Source organism: Neisseria mucosa, from assembly GCF_003044445.1.
Lineage (GTDB): Bacteria > Pseudomonadota > Gammaproteobacteria > Burkholderiales > Neisseriaceae > Neisseria > Neisseria mucosa_A.
In genome coordinates this window covers 1-25,834 of sequence record NZ_POWX01000007.1, presented here as the reverse complement: position 1 = coordinate 25,834, position 25,834 = coordinate 1, and the positions used below count along the sequence as shown (strand labels likewise).

The window sequence follows — 25,834 nt, the reverse complement described above, 5'->3', positions numbered from 1 at the left end:
TACCTGATAATAATTCAAGTGATGTTTACTATGAGTATAAACTCAATATTTAGTTTCACGCCCCTATTAAATTTAAAGAGCATAAAAAATCAAAATACAGTCTAGAGATGATGACTTACCACCTGAATTCAGGCTCAAAAAGTTTTCAGACGACCTAGCGCTTGCGTTTCAACACCAAATATAAAAACACCAGCCCGCCGGCAAATTCAACCACTACGCTCAACACCGCCTTCATACCAAGCAGGTGTTCGAACACGGTTTGCCCGCCGACCAACAAAATACCGCCGACGCACACCGTCATCGGCAGCCGCACGCTATGGCGCACGCTCGGGGCAAAATGGTTGGCAAGCGCGGCAGCCAGCAGGCCAAAGAAGCTGACCGGTCCGACCACCGCCGTCGCCGTCGCCACCAGCGCGGCAATCCAAAGCAGCAGCCACAAAGTATTGCGCGTGTAGTTTATGCCCAAATTAATCGTTTGGTCGCGCCCCAAAAGATGGACGTCCAGACGGTGCCGTTCTCGCCAGACCGCCACCACGCTCGCCAGCAGAATCAGCGCGCCTACACCCAAAAGCTCGCTGTGAACCGTATTGAAGTTCGCAAACATATTCGCCTGCGCCGCCGTAAATTCCTCCGGATCAATCATGCGCGTCAGCAGCGAAGAGAGGCTGCGGAACAAAATGCCGAAAATCACGCCGATCAAAATCATGCGCGACAAATCGCGTCCGCCCTGCCGGATGAGTGTGTAAAACAAAAGCAGTGAGCCGCCCATCATCATCACCAGTTCAAAGCCGAACTTGCCCGTCAGCGGCAGCGACGTATAGCCTACCCCGCCCAAGGCAAACAGCAAAAGTGTTTGCAAAAACACATACAGCGAATCGAAGCCCAAAATCGAAGGCGTAAGGATCGGGTTGTTCGTCAGCGTTTGGAAAAGCTGGGTCGAAACCCCGACCGCGTACGCCACCAACAGCAAAGCTGCCAGTTTAGTCAGCCGCAGTTGCAACACAAAATCCCAATCGCCTTGTATGTTCAAAGTCAGGAATAACGTACAACACGCCAACAGCAAGACGAACGCCGCCCACAGCGGACGAGAAGAACCCTGCATAAACGCAACCTTGTTTGAGCGAAGCGCACTACGCTTGTTTTCAGACGACATGGGCAGGCTTCCTCAACAAAATCCACAAGAACAACACCGTACCCAACACACCGAACACGGTTGAAACCGGAATCTCAAACGGGAACACAATCACGCGCCCCAAAATATCGCACAAAAGCACCAACGACGCGCCGAGCAAAGCCACCGCAGGCAGGCTTTGGCGCAGCTTATCACCCATCAGGCGGCTGATGATGTTCGGCACGACCAGCCCGATAAACGGAATATTGCCGACCGTTACCAACACCAGCGACGTAATCAGCGCGACAATCACCAAACCTACCCACAACACCGCAGTCCGGTTCAGACCCAAATTCACGCTCACCGTCTCGCCCAAGCCCAAAATCGTCAGCTGATCGGCAATCAAATACGCCGCCAACGCCAAGCCGCCCGTCAGCCACAGCAATTCGTAACGCCCCAACAGCACGCCCGAAAAATCGCCCTGCTGCCACACGCTCAACATCTGCATCATCTCAAACTCATACGCGATAAAAGTCGCCACCGCCTCGATAACGCCGCCGAAAATAATCCCCACCAGCGGCACCATCAACTGCGCCGTCGGCGGCAAACGGCGTATCAGCATCATAAACACCAACATCCCCGCCAACGCCGCCGCAGCCGCCACCGACATTTTTGCCGTCAGCCCGGCAGCCGGAAACACCAGCGTCATCACCAACACACCCAAGGCCGCGCTCTGGCTCGCGCCCACCATAGACGGCTCAACAAAACGGTTGCGCATCAAAATCTGCATAATCATCCCCGCCACCGCCATCGACGCCCCCGTCAGCACAATCGCAAACGTGCGCGGCAGGCGGCTGACCAGCATCAATTCGGTGCTGTCAGACAAAGTCCAGCGAAACACATCCGCCCAGCGGAAATCACCGACGCCCACCGACAGGCTGACGACAAACAGCACCACCAGCACAAAGCAGTTGATTAAATTTAAAGATAAAGGTTTGACGTACATAAGGGGAAAATGTGAAATATTTAAAACATGGTAATAGCCATATTCGGCAATGTAATGCATCTTCCCCTCTTTCAACATGAGGGGACACTTTGAATTTCGGCGTCTTTTAAAACAATCTCATCCTAAATACCCCATCCTTTCAGGATATGGCAAGGGACAAAATTGCGGTTATGGCAATCAAGGTCGTCTGAAAATAAATCAGGCAACACTTTAATAAAATTCTGACACAAACCGAAAATCGTGCTAACGATAACATTTACCACAAAAAGAGACAATATTTATTCGAATAATAACCATTCTTGATAAAAACAAAGTTTGCCGGCATAGAATCCCATTAATAGGAATCTCCGTTTCCGCACAAATCTACTGTATCTTTCCAAATCCCATTTGCTATAAAATTCCCCGATACAACCATTTTCAGACGACCTCATCATGAACGACCACCAACTGCTCCGTTACAGCCGCCACATCCTTCTCGACGAAATCGGTATCGAAGGACAGGAAAAAATTCTTGCCGCCCGCGTCCTCGTCGTCGGCTGTGGTGGGCTGGGCGCGGCAGCACTCCCGTATCTTGCCGCATCAGGCGTCGGCAAACTCATCATCGCCGACCACGACACCATAGACGATACCAACCTCCAACGCCAAACCACCTTCACCGAAGCCGATATCGGACAAGCCAAAGCGCAAGTGATGACAGGTCGTCTGAAAGCCGTCAACAGCGCGTGCGACATTACCGCACTGACCGAAAAACTGGACGAAACCCGCCTGACCGAGCTCATGCATACCGCCGACATCGTTCTCGACTGCACTGACAACTACCCCACCCGCCAAGCCATCAACCGCGCCGCCGTCGCCACCCATACCCCGCTGGTTTCCGGCGCTGCCGTGCGTTTTGAAGGACAAATTGCCGTGTACCGCCCCGATTTGCCTGACAGCCCTTGCTACGCCTGCCTGTTTGACGGAGATACCGCCGATGACGGCGCCTGCGCCCTGTTCGGCGTATTTTCTCCGTTGGTCGGCATCATCGGCGCCACCCAAGCCGCAGAAACCCTGAAAATCCTCACAGGCGCGGGCGAACCGGTACACGGGAAACTGAAAACTTACAACGCGCTGACCGGCAAATGGCAAGAATTCCTCTTCACTCAAAATCCTGACTGCAATGTATGTGCCAAACCTGAATCAGACGAACCGTACAGATGATTGCTTGAATACTTAACTTAGGTTCTATGGTCAGTTTAGACAAACATTAAAAACATTATCAGCCACCATTTCCCGCCGACTCATCATCACTGCCCCACGGTAAAGGTCGAAAGGTCGTCTGAAATTATCCTAAATGTGCGAAGTCCAAACTATAGTGGATTAAATTTAAATCAGGACAAGGCGACGAAGCCGCAGAAAGTACAGATAGTACGGCAAGGCGAGGCAACGCCGTACTGGTTTAAAGTTAATCCACTATATTAATTCTTTAATCATAAAAAGGGCAAACCCGATTGGGTTTGCCCTTTTTCATTACAAGACTTAGTGAACGTCTTTCCAATATTCTTTTTTCAGGAAGTATGCCAAAGGCAGCATCACTGCAAACAAGAACATCAGCACGATGTAACCGGTACGTTTGCGCTGAAGTTGCGCCGGTTCGCCCATGTAAACCAAATAGTTCACCAAATCGCGTACATAAGCATCGTACTCTGTTTGGATGACTTTACCGTTTGGCAAACGACGGCTGTGTGCGCCGGTAGATTCCCAATAGAGTTTGGGTTTCGATACGCCATGCTCGTCTTTAACCATAACCGGTTGACCTTTGGCATCCAACTCAACCGCTTGAACGCCTTGTTGCTCCCACAATGGGTGCGGCATACCGACTTTATCGAATACGACGTTGTTCCAGCCGCTCGGACGGGTCGGATCTTTATAGAAGCCGCGCATATAGGCATACAGATAATCCGCGCCTTTAGAGCGGGCAATCAGTGTCAGATCAGGCGGAGCCGCACCAAACCATTTGGCAGCATCTTTGGGATTCATCGCCGCCAGCATAACATCACCGACGTTGTCTGTCGTGAACATCAAGTTTTTCTTGATTTCTTCGTCAGTCAAACCGATGTCTTTCAGACGGTTGAAACGCATACCGCTTGCCGAGTGGCAGGATAAGCAGTAGTTGGTGAAAATTTGAGCACCGCGCTGCAAGCTGACTTGGTCGCGCAGGTCAATATCGACTTTTTCGTAGTGTCCGCCACCGCTGGCGACGGCGGCACTCATAGGCACTGCCAGTAACAAGGCAGCAAACCAGTTTTTCAGGGTATGTTTCATTTTCGCTGCCCTCATCAGATATTGGTTGCAAACAGGTAAGCACCTACTGCGGTAATACCGACATAAACAAAGAACATGATTTTTTGTTTAGTGGTGCTCATGGTTACACGTTCTGGAACCGGTTTGTTTGTATCCAGTTTGGTATAGAACGGCATACCCAGGAAGAATGCAAAATAAACGAAGGACAGGATGCGCGCAACCAAAGTACGGGTATCGGTTGCCACCATCGCACCCAAAATACCCAAACCGATAAAGGCAATGATGAACAGAACCAACGCAGTTTTGAAAATCGGACCACGGTAGCGGACAGATTTCACCTCACCTTTATCCAACCAAGGCAACAGGGCAATCAGGACAACTGCTGCACCCATACCGATTACACCCCAAACCTGAGTACCGAGGAATGAAGGAATCGCACGCAAAATGGCGTAGAACGGGGTGAAGTACCATACCGGCGCAATGTGCGGCGGTGTTTTCAGCGCATTTGCCGCGTCAAAGTTCGGGGCTTCAAGGAAGTAGCCACCGCCTTCGGGCGCGAAGAACAATACTGAGCAGAAAACAATCAGGAATACGACAACACCCAAGATGTCTTTGACGGTGTAGTATGGATGGAAGGGAATGCCGTCGAGCGGAACGCCGTTTTCATCTTTGAGTTTCTTGATTTCCACGCCATCAGGGTTATTTGAGCCGACTTCGTGCAAGGCGATGATGTGCGCCACGACCAAACCGAGCAACACTATCGGCACGGCGATAACGTGCAGCGCGAAGAAGCGGTTCAGGGTAACGTCGGAAACATTGAAGTCGCCACGAATCCAAGTGGATAAATCAGGACCAATGACAGGAATGGCGGAGAACAGGTTAATAATCACCTGTGCGCCCCAGAAGGACATTTGACCCCAAGGCAGCAGGTAGCCCATAAACGCTTCTGCCATCAATGCCAAGAAAATCAGGGAACCGAAAATCCACACCAATTCACGCGGTTTTTTGTACGAACCGTAAATCAAACCGCGGAACATGTGCAGATACACGACGATGAAGAAGAAAGATGCGCCGGTAGAGTGCATGTAGCGGATAATCCAGCCGCCGGACACGTCGCGCATAATGTACTCTACTGCGGTAAAGGCAGCGGGCAGGTGATAGGCATTCAGATTGCCGTCCGGTTTGTAGTTCATAGTCAGGAAGATACCGCTGACGATTTGAATTACGAGAACAAGCAGAGCCAAAGAGCCGAAGTAGTACCAGAAGTTGAAGTTCTTCGGCGCGTAGTATTGAGCCAAATGCTCATTCCACATTTTAGACAGAGGGAAACGAGCGTCCGTCCAGTCTAACAATGCTTTTGCTTTGTTATTGGTTTGGTTTGCCATAATTATCGTTCCTTATTTTTAGTCTTCGCCTACCAAGACTGTCGTATCGCTCAGATATTTGTAGGGCGGAACAACCAGGTTGGTCGGTGCAGGAACACCTTTATACACTCGGCCTGCCATGTCGAATTTCGAACCGTGGCACGGGCAGAAGAAACCGCCTTTCCAGTCTGCACCCAAATCGGCAGGGGCAACGTCGGGACGGTAGGTCGGCGAGCAGCCCAAGTGGGTACAGATACCGATGGCCACAAAGATATTCGGCTTAATCGAACGGGTTTCGTTTTTGCAGTTTTCAGGCTGATGATCGACTTCTGATTTCGGGTCGCTCACTGCGCCGTCGAGTGCCTTGAGGTCTTTGAGCTGCTGATCTGTGCGATTGACCACCCAAATCGGTTTACCCTGCCATTCGGCAGTCAGCATTTGTCCGGATTCGATTTTGCTAACATCGATTTCGACGGGAGCACCTGCGGCCTTGGCTTTTTCCGACGGGAAAAAGCTTGCCACGAAAGGCGTAGCTACGCCCAAAGCCGCCACACCGCCCGCGCCGCATGTAGCCAGCGTCAGAAAGCGGCGGCGACCGCTATTGATTTCTTGATTATCCATTATTCAGTCGTCCTAAAATTTTGGGAATACCGAGCCATTAAACGATGTAATTCTACCTAGTTTGCCGTGATACTCAAAGCATTATTTAAATTAAGGTAAATTTTCATGACGATTATCAAGGCTTAGGCGGGATTATCTTCGTCGAAATAACAGATTTCCAACTCGAAATGCCGGGCTACGGCTTCGCCCAGGGCACGGATGCCATAACGTTCCGTCGCATGGTGTCCTGCGCTGACAAAGGCAACGCCTGTTTCATTGGTAAGATGAAACTGCGCTTCCGAGATTTCTCCGGTCAGATAAGCATCGACACCTTCGTCTATGGTCGTCTGAAAAAATCCCTGCGCTCCGCCGGTACACCATGCTATGCGTTTGATTTCGCGCGACATATCGCCGACGGCTACGGGCTGCCGCCCCAGGGTTGTAGTAATGTGTTGCAGCCATTCAGCCAAAGTCTGCGGCGTTTTCAGACGACCTATATTCAACAAGTTCTGTTCGCCAAACTGCTTTTCCACTTCCCAGCCCAACTTTTCAGCAAGCTGCGCGTTGTTGCCCAACACAGGGTGCGCATCCAGCGGCAGGTGGTAGCCCACCATATTGATTTGGTGTTGCAATAATGTTTCGATGCGCGCTTTTTTCCAGCCCGTAATCGTTACCGGCTCGCTTTTCCAAAACATTCCGTGATGCACCAAAAGCATATCCGCGCCCTGCTCTGCAGCGAAATCAACCGCCGCCTTACTTGCCGTTACCGATGTCGCTATTTTGCCGACCTCCGCCCTACCCTCGACCTGCAAACCGTTGGGCGCATAGTCTTTGAACATGCCGACCTGCAACACCTCATCGCACCACGCCAAAATATCATTGCGTTTCGCCATATTATTCCTTTCAACACATAGCGGATTGAATTTCACAGGACAAGGCGAAATAACACCATCCCCGCTCCAAGTCAATTCACCATATTCATACAAAATCGGACCCACATTCTAACCGCAAACCCTGACGCGTCCCAATCCCCACACCGTTCAACACGCGCCCGCATTTACACCCCGGCATGAAATATTTTAATATTGCCCGTTTCAAGAGGTCGTCTGAAAGCGTAAAAACCAATGGATTCCATCATCGAACTGCGCCATCTTAAAACCCTGCTGGCACTCGAAGAAACCGGCAGCGTATCCCTTGCCGCCAAGCGCGTCTTCCTGACTCAATCCGCCCTTTCGCACCAAATCCGCGCGCTTGAAAACTATTACGACACGCCCCTGTTCGAGCGCAAATCCACGCCCTTGCGCTTCACGCCCGCCGGCGAACGCCTGTTGCGGCTCGCACGCGAACTCCTCCCGCAAGTTTCCGCTGCCGAGCGCGACCTCGCCCGCATCATCGAAGGCGAAGCAGGCGAGTTGCGGCTGGCAGTCGAATGCCACACCTGTTTCGACTGGCTCATGCCCGCGATGGGCGAATTCCGCCCCATGTGGCCGCAAGTCGAATTGGACATCGTTTCCGGCTTTCAGGCAGACCCCGTCGGACTCCTGCTGCAACACCGCGCCGATCTCGCCATCGTATCCGAAGCCGAAAAACAAAACGGCATCAGCTTCCGCCCCCTGTTCGCCTACGAAATGGTCGGCATCTGCGCCCAAGACCACCCGCTTGCCGCCAAAACCGTTTGGGAAGCAGAAGACTTCATCGGCGAAACCCTCATCACTTATCCCGTTCCCGACGAAATGCTCGACCTGCCCAAAAAAATATTGTTACCCAAAGGCATTAACCCGCCGCGCCGCCGCAGCGAACTGACCATCGCCATCATCCAACTCGTCGCCAGCAAACGCGGCATCGCCGCCCTGCCCTACTGGACCGTCATGCCCTATCTCGAAAAAGGCTACGTCGTCCACCGCCAAATCACCGCCAACGGCCTGCAAAGCGAACTCTACGCCGCCACGCGCACCGAAGACGCCGACAAAAGCTATCTCGACAACTTCTGCCAAATCGTCCGCGAACGCAGCTTCGCCGACCTCCCCGGCTTGAGCGAACTGGAAATGCACGGACACGATTAATGTTTTCTTGAAACAGGGTGTCGCGACATTCACGCACTTCGATTTCAATATCAAAAGGTCGTCTGAAAACCCAAATCTCAGGTTTTCAGACGACCCTTGCCCAACAGACACATATTATAAAGTTATAGTGGATTAAATTTAAACCAGTACGGCGTTGCCTCGCCTTGCCGTACTATTTGTACTGTCTGCGGCTTCGTCGCCTTGTCCTGATTTAAATTTAATCCACTATATAAAGCAGCCACATGACCGTTAAACCGCATTAATCCCCACAAACACAGGCTAACCTTTTTCAGACGACCTTTATGTTAGAATAGGTCGTCTGAAACCTAGCAATCCGCAAGGAAACACTATGCAAACCTTAGACCCCGAGCTGCAACAGCGCGCGGCGCATATCAAGCTGCTGATATTGGATGTGGACGGCGTTTTGACCGACGGCCGCATCTTCATCCGCGACAACGGCGAAGAAATCAAATCGTTCCACACCCTGGACGGACACGGCTTGAAGATGCTTCAGGCAAGCGGCGTGCAGACTGCGATTATCACAGGTCGGGACGCGCCCTCCGTCGGCATCCGCGTCAAACAGTTGGGCATAAATTACTACTTCAAAGGCATTTCGGACAAACGCGCCGCCTATGAAGAATTGCGCGCGCAGGCGGGCGTAGAAGAAGCCGAGTGCGCCTTTGTCGGCGACGACGTGGTCGATTTGCCGGTGATGGTGCGCTGCGGATTGCCGGTTGCCGTTCCTGACGCGCATTGGTTTACGCTGCAACACGCCGCCTATATTACGAAACAGACGGGCGGCGCAGGCGCGGTGCGCGAAGTGTGCGACCTGATTATGCGCGCGAAAGGTACGCTGGGCGCGGCTTTGAACGAGTACATCAAATGAAAGTAAGATGGCGGTACGGAATCGCATTCCCTTTGGTGCTGGCGGTCGCGCTCGGCGGATTGTCGGCATGGCTGGGGCGCATCAGCGAAATCGACATTGAAGAAGTCAAACTCAACCCCAACCAGCCGCAATATACGATGGACGGCATAGACGGGCGGCGATTTGACGAACAAGGTCGTCTGAAAGAGCATCTGAGCGCAAGAGGGGCAAAACAGTTTCCCGAAAGCACCGACGTACATTTCGAGCTGCCACACCTCGTCTTCTTCCAAGAAGGCAGCCGGCTTTACGACGTCGGCAGCGACGAAGCCGTGTACAACACCCAAACCAAACAACTCCTGTTCAAACACAACGTCGTCCTGACCAAAGCCGCCGATGCCAAGCGGCAGGCGGGCGTCGTCAAAACCGAGCTTCTACACGTCGACACCGAATCGCAATACGCCAAAACCGACACGCCCGTTACCTTCCAATACGGCGAATCGAGCGGCAGCGCCGAAGGTCTGACGTATGACCACAAAAAAGGTTTGTTGAACTTCCCATCCAGAGTGAAAGCCACGATTTATGATACAAAAAATATGTAAGGCATGTGTTTTAACCGCATTTTTCGCCACCGCCCCCGCCTACGCCCTGCAAAGCGACAGCAAGCAGCCGATACAGATTGAAGCCGACCAAGGCTCGCTCGACCAAAACAACCAAAGTACCACCTTTACCGGCAACGTCATCATCAAACAAGGCACGCTCAACATCCGCGCCGGCAGCGTCAACGTCTCCCGCAACGACAAAGGCGAACAGTTTATGAAAGCCAGCGGCTCGCCCGTCCGCTTCAGCCAGACGCTCGACGACAACAAAGGCACGGTTAACGGACAAGCCAACAACGTAACCTACTCCTCCGCCATCAACCTCGTTACCCTGACCGGCAACGCCAAAGTCCAACGCGGCGGCGACGTTGCCGAAGGCGCAGTCATTACCTACAACACCAAAACCGAAGTCTATACCATCAACGGCAGCTCCAAATCAGGTGCCAAATCCGCCGCCAAATCAGGCAGGGTCAGCGTCGTCATCCAGCCGTCCAGCACCCAAAAAACCAAATAACCCGCATCTGACAACACCAAAGGTCGTCTGAAAACCAGCATAGCAAGTTCCCCAAATACCTTTTCAGACGACCTCCGAACCAAGAGTCATTTATGAGCGAAAACACCAGCCGCCTCGTCGTTCAAAACCTGCAAAAAAGTTTCAAAAAACGCCAAGTCGTCAAAAGCTTCTCCCTCGAAATCGAAAGCGGCGAAGTCATCGGCCTGCTCGGCCCCAACGGCGCAGGCAAAACCACCAGCTTCTACATGATCGTCGGACTCATCGCCGCCGACGCAGGCAGCGTTACCCTCGACGGACAAGAACTACGCCACCTGCCCATACACGAACGCGCCCGCCTCGGCGTCGGCTACCTGCCCCAAGAAGCCTCAATTTTCCGCAAAATGACCGTCGAACAAAACATCCGCGCCATTTTAGAAATCAGCACCAAAGACAAAAGCCGCATCGACAGCGAAGTCGAAAAACTGCTTGCCGACCTCAACATCGGCCACCTGCGCCACAACCCCGCCCCCTCCCTATCCGGCGGCGAACGCCGACGCGTCGAAATCGCCCGCGTACTCGCCATGAAGCCGCGCTTCATCCTCTTGGACGAACCCTTCGCCGGCGTCGACCCGATTGCCGTCATCGACATCCAAAAAATCATCGACTTCCTCAAATCGCGCGGCATCGGCGTACTCATTACCGACCACAACGTACGCGAAACCCTCAGTATCTGCGACAGAGCCTACATCATCAGCGACGGCACCGTCCTCGCCTCCGGCAAGCCCGACGATTTGGTCAACAACGAACAAGTCCGCTCCGTCTATCTCGGCGAAAACTTCAAATACTGATTTCAAATACTGACAATGACAAACCGCACAATCAATTGTGCGGTTTTTTTAAATAATAAAACCACCCAAAGTGAGTTGACGCATTAAGTGTAAAGTGTTGAAATACACATATCGAATAAAAAACAAAACGGCGTTCCCAAAAACGCCAAACACACCATAAAACCTTTTCAGACGACCTCTTTGCCATCGAACCAAACTCGAGGGCAAATGCCGTCCGAAATATAAAAAACAATCAACATACATTGCACCATGACCTTACTCGGCCTCAAACTCAGGCAGACCCAACAACTCAACCAGCGTCTGCAACAATCCCTGCGCATCCTGCAAATGTCCGGTATCGAACTCGAACGCGAAGTCGAAGACTGGTTGCAGGACAATCCCCTGCTCGAACGTCCCGAAACCGACGAATTTGCCGACGCAGAGTTCAATCACGGCACCACCATGCCGCGCAGCAACCACCTCGGCAGCGACGATGCCGAAGACGCGTGGCTCAACATCGCCAAAGAAGAAGATTTCAACCAATACCTGCACGCCCAAGTGTGCGAACACCCCCTTTCCGACAAAGAAGCCGCATACGTCCACATCCTTATCGACTTCCTTGACGACCAAGGCTATTTCACCGACAACATTCAAGACGTTATCGACAACACGCCCTTGGAATGGATGCTGGACGAAGACGAACTGCAAAACGCCCTCGACCTTTTGCAGACCTTCGACCCGCCGGGCGTTGCCGCCGCCGACCTGACCGAATCCCTGATGCTCCAACTCATGCGCCTGCCCGCCAGCCCCGCGCGTCAAGCCGCCGCCCACCTTATCCAAAGTTCGCTGCACGACTTGGGCAAAAACCGCAAACAAAACATCATCCGCTTCCGCAAACTCTTTCCCGAAACCGACAGCGAAACCATAGAAGCCGCGCTCGACATCATCGCCACGCTCAACCCCTACCCCGCCTACGGTTTCGCCTCCTCCGAACCGACCGCCTACATTCAGCCCGACGTTTGGGTCAAAGAAGGCAAAGACGGCTGGAAAGTCATCGGCAACGAAGCCGCCTGGCCCAAGCTGCAACTCAACCGCGAATACTGCGAACTCATGAAATCCGCAGAAGACGGCGCACCCGAGTGGAAAGAAAAAATCAACGAAGCCAAGCAGCGCATCGACTCTCTCGAACTGCGTAAAAGCACCGTCATCCGTCTTGCCGAATACATCGTCAAAAATCAGGAAGACTTCTTCATTTTCGGCGAAATCGGACTCGCACCCATGCTTATGAAAGACGCAGCCGCCGAATTGGGGCTTGCCGAAAGCACCATTTCGCGCGCCGCCAACCAGAAATATTTGTCTTGCCCGCGCGGACTATTTGCGTTACGCTATTTCTTCACACAGGCAGTCAATTCCGAAGGCGACAAAGAAGGCTTAAGCCAAGGCGCGATCAAAGCCGTTTTGGGGCAGATTATCGAAAACGAAGACAGCAGCAAACCCCATTCCGACGAAACCCTTGTCCGCCTCCTCAAACAACAGGGCATAGACATCGCCCGCCGCACCGTCGCCAAATACAGGGAGTCGCTCGACATCCCGCCGGCACACAAACGCAAACTTACCGAATGACAGTTTTAAACCGCAGTTTTCCCGTTCCGTTTCTGACGGACTGAACCCACCGAAGGAGCTGTATTATGAATCTGAAAATCACCGGTCTGAATTTCGACGTTACCGAAGCCATCAAAAACTACGTTTCCGAAAAATTGGAACGCATCAACCGCCATGCAGCCAACGCCATTTCCGTTACCATTACCCTTTCCGTGGAAAAACTCAATCAACAGGCTGAAGCAGACATCCATTTGGCGGGCAAAGACCTACACGTCGAGGCCGTTGAACAAGATATGTACGCCGCCATCGATGTTCTGATGGACAAACTCGACCGCGCAGTGTTGAAACACAAAGAAAAAAGCGGCGATGTCCGCAGTACGGTAAAACCTGCCGCCGAATAAGCCTTGATTCAATAATAAAAGCGTCGTCTGAAAATTTTCAGACGACGTTTTTTGTTTTGGCCAAGTTTGAGAGCCGTTAATCTAGTAACTGAACATAATGATTTGAATCCCACATAGGCTTTTTTGCGGGCAAAGCCCACGCCATACCGGTCCACAAGCATTGCAATATGTTAGCCCCATCAGATCAAAATTTTAAAAAATCATTGTATTTTAAGAAAGAAATTGCTTTCTTATTCTGAATTCATATCAGATTAGAAAAATAGAAAATATCCACGCCCGCCTCCTTTACTCATGAAAGCAAACTACGTTTTCAGACGACCTTCCCTCGCTTCCCAAGAGTAAATGACACCGCCCGACTTATTCTCATTATTCAAGTCCATTTGAAAAAATAAATACTTAAACTCATCCGAAAATCCGCCATACCGCCCCGTTGCAAATCGTGCTATGGTTTATTTGATACGTTTGAAAAACCTTAACCACCTTGTATTCTGATTACAAAGAAAGGCTTCAAAATGGACGGTTGGACTCAGACTTTGAGCGCGGGCTGGCTACTGGGTATTGCGGCGATGGCGATTGTGCTGATTTTGCTGTTGATTGTGAAACTGCGTGTCCATGCGCTGTTGACCTTGGTGTCGGTGAGCCTGCTGACGGCTGTGGCGACGGGCTTGCCGATGGATAAGATTGTGAACGACGTTCTGCTGAAAAACTTCGGCGGCACGCTCGGCAGCGTGGCTTTGCTGGTCGGCTTGGGCGCGATGCTCGGGCGGCTGGTGGAAACTTCGGGCGGGGCGCAGTCGCTGGCGGATGCGCTGATTCGGATGTTTGGCGAAAAACGCGCGCCGTTTGCCTTGGGCGTGGCGTCGCTGATTTTCGGCTTCCCGATTTTCTTTGATGCGGGATTGGTGGTGATGCTGCCGATTGTCTTTGCGACGGCTCGGCGTATGAAGCAGGACGTATTGCCTTATGCGTTGGCGTCTATCGGCGCGTTTTCGGTGATGCACGTTTTCCTGCCGCCCCACCCCGGCCCGATTGCGGCTTCGGAGTTTTATTCGGCGAACATCGGTCAGGTGCTGATTTTGGGATTGCCCGTCGCCATGTTCACTTGGTATGTCAGCGGCTATCTGCTGGGTCAAATTTTGGGACGCACCATCCGCGTTCCCGTTCCCGATTTGCTCAGCGGCGGCGCGGTGGACAATGACCAGCCGCAAACACCTGCCAAGGCTTCAACCGTAGTCGGCATTATGCTGATTCCTATGCTGTTGATTTTTATGAACACGGGGCTGTCCACCTTAATCAGTGAAAAAGTCGTCAGCGCGGACGAGCATTGGGTGCAAGTGGCGCGCATGATCGGCTCGACTCCGGTCGCGCTGTTGATTTCGGTTTTGGTTGCGCTTTATGTTTTGGGCAGCAAACGCGGCGTGAAGGCGAGCGCATTGGAAAAAACGGTGGACGGCGCACTCGCCCCCGTTTGTTCGGTCATTTTGATTACCGGCGCGGGCGGAATGTTCGGCGGCGTGTTGCGCGCATCGGGCATCGGTCAGGCGTTGGCGGACAGCATGGCGAATTTGGGCATACCCGTATTGCTGGGCTGCTTCTTGGTGGCTTTGGCACTGCGTATCGCGCAAGGTTCGGCAACCGTCGCGCTGACGACCGCCGCCGCATTGATGGCACCCGCCGTTGCCGCCGCAGGGTTCAACGACTGGCAACTCGCCTGCGTCGTTTTGGCAACCGCGGCAGGCTCGGTCGGTTGCAGCCACTTCAACGACTCGGGCTTCTGGCTGGTCGGCCGCCTTTTGGATATGGACGTACCGACCACGCTGAAAACATGGACGGTCAACCAAACGCTGATTGCAGCCATCGGCTTTTCAGTGTCGGCGCTGCTGTTTGCCGTGGTTTGAGGTCGTCTGAAAACGGTTTTGAGACGCTCTAAACCGTCTGCCCGAACTTATATAGTGGATTAACAAAAATCAGGACAAGGCGACGAAGCCGAAGACAGTACGGTAAGGCGAGGCAATGCCGTACCGGTTTAAAGTTAATCCACTATATCTTTCCACTCAAACAAAGGAAGAGAACATGACGACGCATTTTGTGATGATGGGCGTTTGCGGCTGCGGCAAAACCACCGCCGCCCTGTCCCTGCAAAAACACCTCGACCAATGCCCCTACGCCGAAGGCGACGATTTCCACACCCAAGCCAACCGCGACAAAATGGGCGCGGGTATCCCGCTGACCGACGAAGACCGCTATCCGTGGCTCTGCAACCTGCGCTACTGGATGACGGAACAGGCGCAAAGCGGCGCGGCGTACACCATCGTTACCTGCTCCGCCTTGAAACGCCAATACCGCGACATCCTGCGCGGCGCGCAAGGCAAAACCGCCTTCATCCACCTGACACCGCCGCAAGCCATCAACCTCGAGCGCATGATGGCGCGCCAAGGGCATTACATGAAAGCGGGTATGCTGGATTCGCAACTGGAAATTCTGGAAGAACTCGGCGCGGACGAATACGGCGTCAAAATCGACAACCCCGGTTCGCCTGAAGCCGTAGAAGCCGATATTTTGGCTTGGGTTAAAGCAGAAGGTTTGTTGTGAAGAAAGCGTGTAAACAGGTATAAGGAAGGTCGTCTGAAAACAGATAGGTCACATTTCGACAAAACAAGTTTTCAGACGACCTTTCTCTTTGTCCGCCACCATCCCGCATACCCAAACCCCTTATAAAAACAATACAATTCGGCTACAATAGCCCTTTGCATTTTTTCAGACGACCTTAGCGAAACGTCGTCTGAAACCGAAATACCGAAACCATAGAGAATCACAACATGACCGATTACAGCAAAACCGTAAACCTGCTCGAAAGCCCGTTTCCGATGCGCGGCAACCTCGCCAAGCGCGAGCCTGCGTGGCTGAAAAGCTGGTACGAGCACAAACGCTATCAAAAACTGCGCGAAATCGCCAAAGGCCGTCCGAAATTCATCCTGCATGACGGCCCGCCGTATGCCAACGGCGACATCCACATCGGTCATGCCGTCAACAAAATCCTCAAAGACATCATTATCCGCAGCAAAACCCAAGCCGGCTTCGATGCGCCTTATGTGCCGGGCTGGGACTGCCACGGCCTGCCCATCGAAGTGATGGTGGAAAAGCTGCACGGCAAAGACATGCCCAAAGCGCGTTTCCGCGAATTGTGCCGCGAATACGCCGCCGAACAGATTGCCCGTCAGAAAAAAGACTTCATCCGTCTGGGCGTGTTGGGCGACTGGGACAATCCTTACCTGACCATGGATTTCAAAACTGAAGCCGATACCGTGCGTATGCTCGGCGAAATCTACAAATCCGGCTATCTCTACCGCGGCGCGAAACCGGTTCAATTCTGCTTGGACTGCGGCTCTTCGCTGGCGGAAGCGGAAGTTGAATACAAAGACAAAGTATCGCATGCGATTGACGTTGGCTATCCGTTTAAAGACACCGCCGCGCTTGCCGCCGCATTCGGTTTGGCAGGCATCGAAGGCAAAGCGTTTGCCGTCATCTGGACGACCACGCCTTGGACGCTGCCCGCAAGCCAAGCCGTATCTGCGGGTGCGGACGTGGTTTACCAACTGATTGATACACCCAAAGGCAAATTGGTATTGGCGAAAGATTTGGCGGAAGACACGCTCAAACGCTACGGTTTTACTTCAGACGACCTGAAAGTATTGGCAGAAACCACCGGCGACAAGCTGGAAAACCTGCACATGAATCATCCGTTCCTCGAACGCGATATTCCCATGCTCAACGGCGAACACGTTACCACCGACGCCGGTACGGGCTTGGTGCACACCGCCCCCGCGCACGGTTTGGAAGACTACGCCGTCTGCAACAAATACGGTATCGAGCTTTACAACCCCGTCAACGCCGAAGGCAAATACATCAGCGAAACGCCGCGCGTGGCAGGCATGAGCGTTTGGGAGGCGAATCCCGTCATCCTGCAATGGCTGGAAAAAACCGGCAACCTCTTGGCTAGCAGCAAAATCGAACACAGCTACGCCCACTGCTGGCGCCACAAAACCCCGCTGATTTACCGCGCGACAGGTCAATGGTTTGTCGGCATGGACAAAGCCGGCAGCGACGGCAAAACCCTGCGCGACAAAGCCATCAAAGCCGTGGACGACACCGAGTTCTTCCCGTCTTGGGGTCGCGCGCGCCTCGAAGCCATGATCGAAGGTCGCCCCGACTGGGTCGTTTCGCGCCAACGCTACTGGGGCACGCCGATGACCTTCTTCGTCCACAAAGAAACCGGCGAGCTGCATCCGAACTCCGCCGAGCTTTTGGAAAAAGTCGCCCTGAAAATCGAAGAAAAAGGCATCGAAGCATGGTTCTCCCTCGATAAAAGCGAATTGCTGAGCGCGGAAGACTGTGAAAACTACGACAAACTTTCCGACACGATGGACGTATGGTTCGACTCTGGCTCGACCCATTATTCCGTCTTGAAACAACGCGAAGAATTGGACTGGCCCGCCGACCTCTACCTCGAAGGCAGCGACCAACACCGCGGCTGGTTCCAATCCTCCATGCTGACCGGCTGCGCCTCATCCATGGGACGCGCCCCGTACAAACAGCTTCTGACCCACGGTTTCGTAGTTGACCAAAACGGCCGCAAAATGTCGAAATCCATCGGCAACGTCGTCGCGCCGCAAGAAGTCTATAACGAGTTCGGCGCGGACATCTTGCGCCTGTGGGCGGCATCCACCGATTACAGCGGCGAATTGGCGATTTCCAAAGAAATCCTCAAACGCGTCACCGAAAGCTACCGCCGCATCCGCAACACCTTGAGCTTCCTGTTTGCCAACCTCAGCGATTTCGACCCGTTCGAACACACCGTACCGCAGGCAGACATGGTCGAAATCGACCGCTACGCCTTAGTGTTGGCGCGCCAACTGCAAGAGCGACTGGCGGGCGACTACTATCCGCGCTACGCCTTCCACTTTGCCGTGAAAGACATCGTCGCCTTCTGTTCGGAAGACTTGGGCGCGTTCTACCTCGACATCCTGAAAGACCGCCTCTACACCACCAAAGCCAACAGCCACGCCCGCCGCAGCGCGCAAACCGCCCTGTACCACATCACGCGCAGCCTGGTTCTCTTGATTGCACCGATTTTGTGTTTCACCGGCGAAGAAGCGTGGGACATCATCGGCGGCGGCGAAGAAGACAGCGTCCTCTTCCACACCTGGCACGAGTTCCCGCCCATCAACGAAAAAGCCGAAGCCGAACTGGTGAAAAAATGGACGGCAGTCCGCGAAGCCCGCGAAGCCGTAACCGCCGCCATTGAGCCTTTGCGCACCGACAAAACCGTCGGTTCGTCCTTGCAGGCAGAAGCCGAAATCACCGCGCCGGAAGCCACCGCCGACTACCTGAACGCCTTGGGCGAAGAATTGCGCTTTGCCCTCTTGGTATCCAAAGTCGAAGTCAAAACCGGCAGCGAACTCGCCGTTACCGCCAAAGCCAGCGACGGCGAAAAATGCGAACGCTGCTGGCACTACACCCACGACATCGGCTCCGTCGCAGGACATGAAACCATCTGCAAACGCTGCGCCGAGAATGTCGACGGCAAAGGCGAAGAGCGGCATTACGCTTAAGTGCTGCCGACATTTGATTTTCAAAGTGGATTTTTGTTTGAAAAGCGGCAAAATCAAGCTGGAAACCGCAACAAGATTGGATACCTTGCGAGAATTTCCAACGTAGAAGATGCCGCTTTAAGAACAAAAAGATACAGAAATTATTGAATATCGACAGACTCTCAGGCCGTCTGAAAAAAGGTCGTCTGAAAACCAAGATACAGGTTTTCAGACGACCTTTGCTATGGCTGAACGGCTTTACGCTTCGACCGGTTTGCCGCGCAGGGAGAAGGTGTAGGCTTCGGTGATTTCCAAATCGATCATTTGGTTGATCATATCGGGCGTGCCGGTGAAGTTGACCACTCGGTTGTTGGCGGTACGGGCTTGGAGCTGGTCGGGGTCTTTTTTGGAGATGCCTTCGACCAGACAGCGTTGTACGGTGCCGATCATGGTTTGGTTGATGCGGGCGGTTTCGGCTTCGATGACTTCGTTCAGGGCTTCGAGGCGGCGCACTTTTTCGGCGTGCGGGGTGTCGTCCGGCAGGTTGGCGGCGGGTGTGCCGGGGCGCGGGCTGTAAATGAAGACGAAGCTCAAATCGAAGGCGATGTCTTTCACCAGCTTCAGGGTCTGCTCGAACTCGCGCTCGGTTTCTCCGGGGAAGCCGACGATGAAGTCGCTGCTCAGGCACAAGTCGGGGCGGATGGCGCGCAGTTTGCGGATGATGGATTTGTATTCCAAGGCGGTGTAGCCGCGTTTCATCGCGCTCAATACGCGGTCGGAACCGCTTTGAATCGGCAGGTGCAGATGCGACACCAGCTTGGGCAGGTCGCGGTAGCACTCGATAATCGAGTCGGTAAACTCGCGCGGGTGGCTGGTGGTAAAGCGCATACGCTCGATGCCTGGGATTTCGTGGACGATGCGCAGCAGGGTGGCGAAGTCGCAGATTTCACCGTCTTCCATTTCGCCGCGATAGGCGTTGACGTTTTGTCCCAAGAGGTTGATTTCTTTAACGCCTTGCTGGGCAAGGTTGGCGATTTCGGTCAGGACGTCGTTCAGCGGGCGGGAGAACTCTTCGCCGCGGGTGTAGGGGACGACGCAGAACGAGCAGTATTTGGAACAGCCTTCCATGATGGACACGAATGCTGCGCCGCCTTCGACGCGGGCAGGCGGCAGGTGGTCGAATTTTTCGATTTCGGGGAAGGAAATATCGACTTGCGACAGGCCGCTGGTTTCTTTATCCACAATCATTTTGGGCAGGCGGTGCAGCGTTTGCGGGCCGAAGACGACGTCCACATAAGGCGCGCGTTTGATGATGTTTTCGCCTTCTTGGGAGGCGACGCAGCCGGCAACGCCGATGATGAGGTCGGGATTTTTTTCTTTGAGCGGGCGCACTCGGCCTAAGTCGGAGAACACTTTTTCCTGCGCTTTTTCGCGCACGGAGCAGGTGTTGAAGAGGATGATGTCGGCTTCGTCGGCTTCGGTCACTTGTTCGATGCCGCCGTTTTCCTCGGCGAGTACGGCGAGCATTTTTTCGCTGTCGTATTCGTTCATTTGGCAGCCGAAGGTGCGGATAAATACTTTTTTCATGGTTTGTGTCTTTCTCAGGTAGCCCGTAATTGCGGGGCTGATTGTTATGGAAATCTCGGTTTCAGACGACCTTGGGGAAGGCTTGGCGGGTCGTCTGAAACACTGATTCGTCAGGGCGCAAAAATGCGCGGTTGCGCTGCTGCGGCTGCAACAGCCAACCACGCGGTGTGTGTTTGGGTCGTCTGAAACGGGCAGGCGGCGGCTTATTGCGCGTCTTGCTTAATCTCGTCGCGGACTTCTTTTTGCGCGGTAAAACGGGAGGCTTCGTCGTCGGTCAAAACCCACACTTCGCGCACAAGGGCGTTGGTGTCGTTGTGTTTGAACGCGATGGTTTTGCCGGTTTTGCCCGCCAGCCGCCCCATCGGGATGAAGCGGTCGTTTTCGTCGTGGATTTTGGTGAAACGGGTGATTTGCAGCTTGGCGGAATTGCCGTCGGCAATGCCCAGCGTCAAGAGGCGCGTCCATGAGAAGCCGCCACGGCTCACTTTCAGATAAGGCAGTTCGACCTGTTTCAAAACCGCCGCGTCCATATCGCTCGGCAGCTTGCGCTGGGCGGCGTAGGAGACGGTGGAAACCAAAAGGGTAAGCATTAAAATGAATCCGCGTAACATGATGTTTTCTTTATGGTATAAATGGGTGCGGATTATAGCACAAACGCTTCAAATATGAACAGAGTGATTGTTTTTACAGAACAATTTTCATTTTCAGATACGGCGTTGCGCCGTGGCCGTTTGGGCTTTCGGGGTCGTCTGAAACGGCTGGCGCGGGCAATCTGATGATAAAATACCGCTTATTTTTCAGACGACCTCAGAAAGAACCCGCTATGAACCGTAACGAAATCCTGTTTGACCGCGCCAAAGCCATCATCCCCGGCGGCGTGAATTCCCCCGTCCGCGCATTCGGCAGCGTCGGCGGCGTACCGCGCTTCATCAAAAAAGCCGAAGGCGCGTATGTTTGGGACGAAAACGGCACGCGCTACACCGATTACGTCGGTTCTTGGGGGCCTGCGATTGTCGGACATGCGCACCCCGAAGTCATCGAAGCCGTGCGCGAAGCCGCGTTGGGCGGTTTGTCGTTCGGCGCACCCACTGAAGGCGAAATCGTCATCGCCGAAGAAATCGCCAAAATCATGCCGTCGGTCGAACGGCTGCGCCTCGTCAGCTCCGGTACCGAAGCAACCATGACCGCCATCCGCCTTGCGCGCGGCTTTACCGGACGCGACAAAATCATCAAATTCGAAGGCTGCTACCACGGTCATTCCGACAGCCTGCTCGTCAAAGCCGGCAGCGGCCTGCTCACCTTCGGCAACCCGTCGTCCGCAGGCGTTCCTGCCGACTTCACCAAACACACCTTAGTCCTCGAATACAACAACACCGCCCAACTCGAAGAAGCGTTCGCCCGCAACGGCGACGAAATCGCCTGCGTCATCCTCGAACCCTTCGTCGGCAATATGAACCTGGTCCGACCGACCGAAGCCTTCGTCAAAGCCCTGCGCGAATTGACCGAAAAACACGGCGCCGTGTTGATTTACGACGAAGTGATGACCGGCTTCCGCGTCGCGCTCGGCGGCGCGCAGTCGCTGCACGGCATCACGCCCGACCTGACCACGATGGGCAAAGTCATCGGCGGCGGTATGCCGCTTGCCGCGTTCGGCGGACGCAAAGACATCATGGAATGTATTTCCCCGCTGGGCGGCGTGTATCAGGCAGGCACTTTGTCGGGCAACCCGATTGCCGTCGCCGCCGGTTTGAAAACGCTTGAAATCATCCAGCGCGAAGGCTTCTACGAAAACCTGACCGCCCTGACCCGCCGCCTCGCCGACGGGCTTGCCGCCGCCGCCAAAGCGCACGGCATCGAGTTTACCGCCGACAGCGTGGGCGGTATGTTCGGTCTGTATTTCGCCGCACACACCCCGCAAAACTACGGCGACATGGCGCGTTCCAATATCAACGCCTTCAAACGCTTCTTCCACGGCATGCTCGACCGCAACACCGCCTTCGGCCCGTCCGCCTACGAAGCAGGCTTCGTCTCCGCCGCGCACACGCCCGAGCTGATTGACGAAACCATCGCCACCGCGCACCAAGTGTTTGCGGAAATGGCGAAATAAGGCGAAGCGCATCCGCAGAAGCAGGTGTGATTTATAGTGGATTAAATTTAAATCAGGACAAGGCGACGAAGCCGCAGACAGTACAGATAGTACGGCAAGGCGAGGCAACGCCGTACTGGTTTAAAGTTAATCCACTATACATAGCAAAGGTCGTCTGAAAACACGAATTTAGGTTTTCAGACGACCTTTTAAATTTGAAGCGATACCCGAAAAATACCTTATCGCCCTCGCAAGTCTGATGTCGGTATTCGACAACGCTGTAATCAGGAAGCAGCCGCATCGAAGGTCATCATTCTGCGGCATACGGAAAACAACAATATATCTGCTTTAAAGGCAAGGTCGTCTGAAAGCCCAAATTCAGGCTTTCAGACGACCTTGCCTTGCCCTCCCCTTTTAAACCATCGCTTGATACAACGCAATCATCAGCGGCATGGTGATGACGCACAGCAGCGTCGTAATGCCGTAAATTGCGCTGGCTTTACGGGCGTTCTGACCGTAAACCATCGCCATTTGGGTAACAGTGGACGCGGCGGGGCTGACGGTGGCGAGGAAGCTGATAAGGACGACGGTATCGCTGTGTCCGCCAATGTGGGCTATGCCTGAAACTTTGACAAACACCAGCAGAATCAGCGGGACAATTATCAGACGCAGGAGGGCGACGAGGTAAATCCGTTTGGAGAGGATGATTTCTTTAAGCGGCAGCGAGGCAATCAGCATTCCGGCAACGAGCATGGCGACCGGACCTATCATGCTGCCGACGGTGGCGAGCGTGTTGTCGATGATGTGCGGCAGTTTGATTTGGAAGGCGAACATGAACACGCCGACAAAGATGGAAAGGATGTTGATGTTGGTGAATACGGTTTTCCACGCCAGATTGCCGCGCCCGCAAAGCAGCAGGCGCAAGTGTGTCCAGAAAAGGAACATTTGGACGATGATGAAGCCGCTGGTGTAAATCACCCATTGCGGCCCGAAAATCGACATCACCAGCGGGATGATGAGGTTGCCGGAATTGGTGTAAACCGTGGCGGCGTGTTCGAGCGTGTCGAGCTTGAACAGGGTTTTGAAAAGCCTGCCCAGCGCGATCAGCAGGATGTGGAACACAACTGCTAGGGCGACCGAGAGCTTCAGTCCGTCAATGATGTCAGGCGTGTTCTCGATTTGGAAGGCGTGAATCATTACCGACGGGCTGATGAGGTAGAGCGCGATGACGGAGAGCGTGCGGCTGTGTTCGGAATTCAGAAGCTTAAACTTCACCAACGCCATGCCCATCAAGACAATCAGCGTCAGCTCGGTGATTTTGCCGGCAAGGAGCAGGGCGGTTTCCATAGCTTATCCGTATCTGAATATAGAAAAGGAATTTTATAGCAAATCGCAGCTTTCGTTATCCATAAAGCCCCAGTTTTCCAAGCTATATCGCCATCACTATGCAGACTCCTATAAATATAGTGGATTAAATTTAAATCAGGACAAGGCGACGAAGCCGCAGACAGTATAGATAGTACGGCAAGGCGAGGCAACGCCGTACTGGTTTAAAGTTAATCCACTATAAAAAGCAAAAGGGTCGTCTGAAACCTATTTAAGCCTTATGCCAGAATACCAGAGCCTTGCCGACAACAAGTACATCATCCTCATATGCAAGAGAATTCTTTACAAAAATTAAAACATTTACTTGCAGTAGCAAAATGCCAAATGCATCCGAATAGTCAAATTAAAATACCGTTCGTCGCTTTTTCCCCACAAATTGATAAAAATAGAAATTTAAAATATTTTCTACCAAACAGGGTAATACCCATCAAAAAAACCCAAAAATTAAATTAAAATATCATATATTTCATATGCTTATTATTCTATTGCCATTTATTGCATCAAAATACATTTCAAAAAAATCGAAGAATACAGGCCTATGCGCCCCTGTTCCCACCATAAAAAATGACACAAGCCTTGATTTTTAATTTCGTACTTTTACAATATGCATTGAAACTTTTCTTGGCGATTATTAAGTTCCAGCCCGAAACGGCATAATCCTTTTACAGTTTACGGGGAGCCGCCGGAAAAGCATCAACGTCCTTACACCCACCATACAAAGGTAAAAAACATGAAAAAATTCAATGTAAAAGTATTGAGCATGGCTGTTACGGCAGCCGTAGCAAGCGGCGCAGCGGGAGCGGCTGAACAAAACTTTGCAGCAGCGGTTGGCGGCAAAGACGATCAAGGTCAAGCAGCGTTTTTTACTGTCTTCGGCGAAGGCACAACATATGATAAAGATACCGGTAAGCTGACTTTCAAAAAAGATAACGATGCTCTGCTTTTGAAAACCTTAGAGTTAGAACAAACCATTAATGGTTTTGCTTCCGGTTCGGATTTCATCACAACTGATGCCAATGGTAACAAAACCGTCCGTAAAGCCACCAATGAAGATATCGAAGCCGACAGCCTGAAAGGTGTGGGTTTGGCAGGCCGCCTTACCGCCGTCAATGCCCGCGTGAATGATGTCGATGCCCGCGTGGATGATCTGTTGGACGACACTTTCGCAGCTTTGAATGAACAAGACGAAACCATCGAAAAACTGAAAACTGCCATTACCGACAATAGGAAGCATATTGTTGAAGTTGCCACGGGTGTGAACAAGCTGAATGAATCAGTCGCCGATATGGGTAAAGACATTTCCGACCAATTTGACGAAATCGGCGAAGAAGTAACCGCAGTAAACACCCGTGTGGACAGCCTGGCGCAAGACACAGCAGATGCCAAAGCCGCTGCTAAAGCCGCCGAAGACAAAGTAACCGCGCTTTCTGCCAATGTTGACAGCAAAGTAAAAGAAGCCAAAGATGCCGCCGATAAAGCAGTGGATGCTGCTTCTAAAATTGACGCAGTTGCAGATAAAGCTGACAAAGCAAGTAAAGGCGTAGTAGGTCTGACTAAAGCTTTGGACGCCAACCGTAAAGATATTGATGCCAATAAACAAGGCATCGTTGACTTGGCGAAGGGCTTGCAGCTTGCTGCAGAGGCTGTAGAAGACAATCGTAAAGATATTGATGCTAATAAAGCGGCAATCGCTGAAAATACTGCTTCTTTGAAAGGACAAGAGGAAGCTAATGAAGGCTTCAACAATGCGATCGCCAGCTTGGATAAAGACATCGGTGATCTCGCATTAGCCGGTAAAGCAGCAGCTGACGCTTTAGAAGCTAACCGTCAAGACATCGACACCAATAAAGCGGCAATCGCTGAAAATACTGCCAAACTTGAAGAGCAAAAAGAAGCTAACGAAGGCTTCAACAATGCGATCGCCAGCTTGGATAAAGACATCGGTGATCTCGCATTAGCCGGTAAAGCAGCAG

22 protein-coding genes and 1 pseudogene are annotated in these 25,834 nt (G+C 52.8%); 13 read left to right on the top strand and 10 right to left on the bottom strand.

Annotated elements, in window-relative coordinates; translation table 11 throughout:
* Positions 1-154 precede the first annotated feature (154 nt).
* Together DBY90_RS05585 and DBY90_RS05580 are read right to left on the bottom strand one after the other, a co-directional pair.
* Positions 155-1,153 (bottom strand): iron chelate uptake ABC transporter family permease subunit, encoded by a 999-nt coding sequence (locus DBY90_RS05585; protein WP_094113433.1) that lies wholly within the window; start codon positions 1,151-1,153, stop codon positions 155-157.
* Positions 1,143-2,117, bottom strand: a complete 975-nt coding sequence (locus tag DBY90_RS05580) for an ABC transporter permease (protein ID WP_107986735.1) — start codon at positions 2,115-2,117, stop codon at positions 1,143-1,145. The genes DBY90_RS05585 and DBY90_RS05580 overlap by 11 nt, the downstream gene beginning before the upstream one ends.
* 432 nt (positions 2,118-2,549) lie before the next feature.
* Between DBY90_RS05580 and DBY90_RS05575 the strand changes: the two genes are divergently transcribed.
* The gene (locus DBY90_RS05575) at positions 2,550-3,317 is read left to right on the top strand and encodes a HesA/MoeB/ThiF family protein (RefSeq protein WP_107986712.1); all 768 of its coding nucleotides are present in this window, start codon (positions 2,550-2,552) and stop codon (positions 3,315-3,317) included.
* A 318-nt stretch (positions 3,318-3,635) separates the two neighbouring features.
* Here DBY90_RS05575 and DBY90_RS05570 read toward each other — a convergent pair whose 3' ends face one another.
* The 4 genes from DBY90_RS05570 to DBY90_RS05555 all read right to left on the bottom strand — a co-directional run bounded on the left by DBY90_RS05570 (position 3,636) and on the right by DBY90_RS05555 (position 7,257).
* Positions 3,636-4,421, bottom strand: a complete 786-nt coding sequence (locus DBY90_RS05570; RefSeq protein ID WP_199904696.1) for a cytochrome c1 — start codon at positions 4,419-4,421, stop codon at positions 3,636-3,638.
* A gap of 14 nt (positions 4,422-4,435) precedes the next feature.
* On the bottom strand, positions 4,436-5,785 hold the full coding sequence (locus tag DBY90_RS05565) for a cytochrome b (protein ID WP_003743825.1): 1,350 nt from the start codon (positions 5,783-5,785) through the stop codon (positions 4,436-4,438).
* An 18-nt stretch (positions 5,786-5,803) separates the two neighbouring features.
* Positions 5,804-6,385 carry a ubiquinol-cytochrome c reductase iron-sulfur subunit gene (gene petA, locus DBY90_RS05560; RefSeq protein WP_003743824.1) on the bottom strand — a complete coding sequence of 194 codons (582 nt, stop codon included), beginning with the start codon at positions 6,383-6,385 and terminating at the stop codon, positions 5,804-5,806.
* Positions 6,386-6,507: 122 nt separating this feature from the next.
* Positions 6,508-7,257: a Nif3-like dinuclear metal center hexameric protein gene (locus DBY90_RS05555; RefSeq protein WP_070491329.1), complete on the bottom strand. Its 750-nt coding sequence runs from the start codon at positions 7,255-7,257 to the stop codon at positions 6,508-6,510.
* A gap of 231 nt (positions 7,258-7,488) precedes the next feature.
* Here DBY90_RS05555 and DBY90_RS05550 point away from each other — a divergent pair, with 231 nt between their 5' ends.
* The 10 genes from DBY90_RS05550 (at position 7,489) to ileS (ending at position 18,823) form a co-directional block, all read left to right on the top strand.
* A complete protein-coding gene (locus DBY90_RS05550; protein WP_070491331.1) occupies positions 7,489-8,427 on the top strand; it encodes a LysR family transcriptional regulator in 939 nt (312 codons plus the stop codon).
* A gap of 349 nt (positions 8,428-8,776) precedes the next feature.
* A complete protein-coding gene (locus DBY90_RS05545) occupies positions 8,777-9,313 on the top strand; it encodes a KdsC family phosphatase (protein WP_070493596.1) in 537 nt (178 codons plus the stop codon).
* Positions 9,310-9,891, top strand: coding sequence for an LPS export ABC transporter periplasmic protein LptC (gene lptC, locus DBY90_RS05540; RefSeq protein WP_003743817.1), 582 nt, complete (start codon positions 9,310-9,312; stop codon positions 9,889-9,891). Before DBY90_RS05545 ends, lptC begins: the two co-directional genes overlap by 4 nt.
* Positions 9,872-10,402 carry a lipopolysaccharide transport periplasmic protein LptA gene (gene lptA / locus DBY90_RS05535; RefSeq protein ID WP_003766057.1) on the top strand — a complete coding sequence of 177 codons (531 nt, stop codon included), beginning with the start codon at positions 9,872-9,874 and terminating at the stop codon, positions 10,400-10,402. The genes lptC and lptA overlap by 20 nt, the downstream gene beginning before the upstream one ends.
* Positions 10,403-10,494: 92 nt before the next feature.
* Positions 10,495-11,229 carry an LPS export ABC transporter ATP-binding protein gene (gene lptB / locus DBY90_RS05530; protein WP_070493599.1) on the top strand — a complete coding sequence of 245 codons (735 nt, stop codon included), beginning with the start codon at positions 10,495-10,497 and terminating at the stop codon, positions 11,227-11,229.
* A 249-nt stretch (positions 11,230-11,478) separates the two neighbouring features.
* Positions 11,479-12,831, top strand: a complete 1,353-nt coding sequence (gene rpoN / locus DBY90_RS05525) for an RNA polymerase factor sigma-54 (protein WP_070493602.1) — start codon at positions 11,479-11,481, stop codon at positions 12,829-12,831.
* Positions 12,832-12,896: 65 nt separating this feature from the next.
* Complete coding sequence (hpf, locus tag DBY90_RS05520; protein WP_003743812.1) at positions 12,897-13,211, top strand: ribosome hibernation-promoting factor, HPF/YfiA family; 315 nt, start codon at positions 12,897-12,899, stop codon at positions 13,209-13,211.
* A 512-nt stretch (positions 13,212-13,723) separates the two neighbouring features.
* A complete protein-coding gene (locus tag DBY90_RS05515; protein WP_070493605.1) occupies positions 13,724-15,109 on the top strand; it encodes a GntP family permease in 1,386 nt (461 codons plus the stop codon).
* A gap of 175 nt (positions 15,110-15,284) precedes the next feature.
* Positions 15,285-15,803, top strand: a complete 519-nt coding sequence (locus DBY90_RS05510) for a gluconokinase, GntK/IdnK-type (RefSeq protein ID WP_070493608.1) — start codon at positions 15,285-15,287, stop codon at positions 15,801-15,803.
* 227 nt (positions 15,804-16,030) lie between these two features.
* Positions 16,031-18,823, top strand: a complete 2,793-nt coding sequence (ileS, locus tag DBY90_RS05500) for an isoleucine--tRNA ligase (protein ID WP_107986708.1) — start codon at positions 16,031-16,033, stop codon at positions 18,821-18,823.
* A gap of 237 nt (positions 18,824-19,060) precedes the next feature.
* On the opposite strand, the gene miaB is transcribed toward ileS, so the two are convergent.
* Together miaB and DBY90_RS05490 are read right to left on the bottom strand one after the other, a co-directional pair.
* The gene (miaB, locus tag DBY90_RS05495) at positions 19,061-20,389 is read right to left on the bottom strand and encodes a tRNA (N6-isopentenyl adenosine(37)-C2)-methylthiotransferase MiaB (RefSeq protein ID WP_003743791.1); all 1,329 of its coding nucleotides are present in this window, start codon (positions 20,387-20,389) and stop codon (positions 19,061-19,063) included.
* Between the two features lie 203 nt (positions 20,390-20,592).
* Entirely contained in the window at positions 20,593-21,000 is a 408-nt protein-coding gene (locus DBY90_RS05490; protein WP_070493616.1) for a hypothetical protein, read from the bottom strand.
* A gap of 212 nt (positions 21,001-21,212) precedes the next feature.
* Here DBY90_RS05490 and hemL point away from each other — a divergent pair, with 212 nt between their 5' ends.
* Positions 21,213-22,496: a glutamate-1-semialdehyde 2,1-aminomutase gene (gene hemL, locus DBY90_RS05485; RefSeq protein WP_070493618.1), complete on the top strand. Its 1,284-nt coding sequence runs from the start codon at positions 21,213-21,215 to the stop codon at positions 22,494-22,496.
* 52 nt (positions 22,497-22,548) lie between these two features.
* On the opposite strand, the gene DBY90_RS13645 is transcribed toward hemL, so the two are convergent.
* Entirely contained in the window at positions 22,549-22,776 is a 228-nt protein-coding gene (locus DBY90_RS13645) for a hypothetical protein (protein ID WP_411713448.1), read from the bottom strand.
* 113 nt (positions 22,777-22,889) lie between these two features.
* Positions 22,890-23,822, bottom strand: a complete 933-nt coding sequence (locus DBY90_RS05480) for an AEC family transporter (protein ID WP_070493553.1) — start codon at positions 23,820-23,822, stop codon at positions 22,890-22,892.
* Positions 23,823-24,591: 769 nt separating this feature from the next.
* Here DBY90_RS05480 and DBY90_RS05475 point away from each other — a divergent pair.
* Positions 24,592-25,834: pseudogene (locus DBY90_RS05475) on the top strand (outer membrane insertion C- signal); the annotation flags it as partial.

What these genes read in the sequence shown, in the direction of transcription:
- DBY90_RS05580 (WP_107986735.1), bottom strand. Translation starts at nt 2,117, where the DNA reads ATGTACGTCAAACCTTTATCTTTAAATTTAATCAACTGCTTTGTGCTG.
- DBY90_RS05545 (WP_070493596.1), top strand. Translation starts at nt 8,777, where the DNA reads ATGCAAACCTTAGACCCCGAGCTGCAACAGCGCGCGGCGCATATCAAG.
- DBY90_RS05550 (WP_070491331.1), top strand. Translation starts at nt 7,489, where the DNA reads ATGGATTCCATCATCGAACTGCGCCATCTTAAAACCCTGCTGGCACTC.
- DBY90_RS05565 (WP_003743825.1), bottom strand. Translation starts at nt 5,785, where the DNA reads ATGGCAAACCAAACCAATAACAAAGCAAAAGCATTGTTAGACTGGACG.
- DBY90_RS05510 (WP_070493608.1), top strand. Translation starts at nt 15,285, where the DNA reads ATGACGACGCATTTTGTGATGATGGGCGTTTGCGGCTGCGGCAAAACC.
- DBY90_RS05570 (WP_199904696.1), bottom strand. Translation starts at nt 4,421, where the DNA reads ATGAAACATACCCTGAAAAACTGGTTTGCTGCCTTGTTACTGGCAGTG.
- DBY90_RS05585 (WP_094113433.1), bottom strand. Translation starts at nt 1,153, where the DNA reads ATGTCGTCTGAAAACAAGCGTAGTGCGCTTCGCTCAAACAAGGTTGCG.
- DBY90_RS05480 (WP_070493553.1), bottom strand. Translation starts at nt 23,822, where the DNA reads ATGGAAACCGCCCTGCTCCTTGCCGGCAAAATCACCGAGCTGACGCTG.
- lptC (WP_003743817.1), top strand. Translation starts at nt 9,310, where the DNA reads ATGAAAGTAAGATGGCGGTACGGAATCGCATTCCCTTTGGTGCTGGCG.
- lptA (WP_003766057.1), top strand. Translation starts at nt 9,872, where the DNA reads ATGATACAAAAAATATGTAAGGCATGTGTTTTAACCGCATTTTTCGCC.
- DBY90_RS05490 (WP_070493616.1), bottom strand. Translation starts at nt 21,000, where the DNA reads ATGTTACGCGGATTCATTTTAATGCTTACCCTTTTGGTTTCCACCGTC.
- DBY90_RS05515 (WP_070493605.1), top strand. Translation starts at nt 13,724, where the DNA reads ATGGACGGTTGGACTCAGACTTTGAGCGCGGGCTGGCTACTGGGTATT.
- DBY90_RS05575 (WP_107986712.1), top strand. Translation starts at nt 2,550, where the DNA reads ATGAACGACCACCAACTGCTCCGTTACAGCCGCCACATCCTTCTCGAC.
- ileS (WP_107986708.1), top strand. Translation starts at nt 16,031, where the DNA reads ATGACCGATTACAGCAAAACCGTAAACCTGCTCGAAAGCCCGTTTCCG.
- hpf (WP_003743812.1), top strand. Translation starts at nt 12,897, where the DNA reads ATGAATCTGAAAATCACCGGTCTGAATTTCGACGTTACCGAAGCCATC.
- rpoN (WP_070493602.1), top strand. Translation starts at nt 11,479, where the DNA reads ATGACCTTACTCGGCCTCAAACTCAGGCAGACCCAACAACTCAACCAG.
- DBY90_RS05555 (WP_070491329.1), bottom strand. Translation starts at nt 7,257, where the DNA reads ATGGCGAAACGCAATGATATTTTGGCGTGGTGCGATGAGGTGTTGCAG.
- hemL (WP_070493618.1), top strand. Translation starts at nt 21,213, where the DNA reads ATGAACCGTAACGAAATCCTGTTTGACCGCGCCAAAGCCATCATCCCC.
- petA (WP_003743824.1), bottom strand. Translation starts at nt 6,385, where the DNA reads ATGGATAATCAAGAAATCAATAGCGGTCGCCGCCGCTTTCTGACGCTG.
- lptB (WP_070493599.1), top strand. Translation starts at nt 10,495, where the DNA reads ATGAGCGAAAACACCAGCCGCCTCGTCGTTCAAAACCTGCAAAAAAGT.
- DBY90_RS13645 (WP_411713448.1), bottom strand. Translation starts at nt 22,776, where the DNA reads ATGCGGCTGCTTCCTGATTACAGCGTTGTCGAATACCGACATCAGACT.
- miaB (WP_003743791.1), bottom strand. Translation starts at nt 20,389, where the DNA reads ATGAAAAAAGTATTTATCCGCACCTTCGGCTGCCAAATGAACGAATAC.